At 46.8% G+C, this 551-nt stretch carries 1 protein-coding gene; it reads left to right on the top strand.

Annotation, left to right across the window (positions count from 1 at the left end):
- Positions 1-82: 82 nt before the first annotated feature.
- Positions 83-514, top strand: a complete 432-nt coding sequence (gene tnpA / locus J2I48_RS28120; RefSeq protein WP_207338865.1) for an IS200/IS605 family transposase — start codon at positions 83-85, stop codon at positions 512-514.
- The last annotated feature ends 37 nt before the right edge of the window (positions 515-551 follow it).

The following is a 551-nucleotide window of genomic DNA, read 5'->3' as shown; positions in this document are numbered from 1 at the left end:
TAGACTTTTCATGTACGCTAGTTCTAGCTATGCCCTTTAGGGCAAGACTTCAGTTGCTACTCCTTTCTGATAGTTTTGCTCTATGAAGCAGCAACGATCAGGCACGCATTCAGTTTACAATCTACAGGTACACCTGGTATGGAGTACTAAATATCGCTACCACGTGTTGACGGGTGATGTCCAGTTGCGTTGCCGAGACCTGCTTCGGCAAACCTGTAATGTGCTGGACGTGCAGATTTTAAAGGGGGTGGTCAGTAAGGATCATATTCATTTGCATGTGTCTTATCCGCCTTCGCTGAGTGTGAGTGATCTAGTCAGAAGGTTGAAGGGTCGGAGTGCCAAACTGTTGTTGCAGGAGTTTCCTGAGCTGAAACGTCGGTATTGGGGCGGTCATTTTTGGGGTATCGGGTATGGTGCCTGGAGTGTGGGCAATATCACCGAGGCGTTACTTCAAACCTACCTGGATCATCACAAAGATCATCCCAATGGGGATGAGAATTTCATTCTGGAATAATTCACTTCGAGTGGTTGACTTTGAGTCAGGTTAACTC

Source organism: Fibrella aquatilis (assembly GCF_017353255.1).
Lineage (GTDB): Bacteria > Bacteroidota > Bacteroidia > Cytophagales > Spirosomataceae > Fibrella > Fibrella aquatilis.
Note: the sequence above shows the minus strand (reverse complement) of the source record. Positions and strands in the feature narration are given on the sequence as shown.

What these genes read in the sequence shown, in the direction of transcription:
- tnpA (WP_207338865.1), top strand. Translation starts at nt 83, where the DNA reads ATGAAGCAGCAACGATCAGGCACGCATTCAGTTTACAATCTACAGGTA.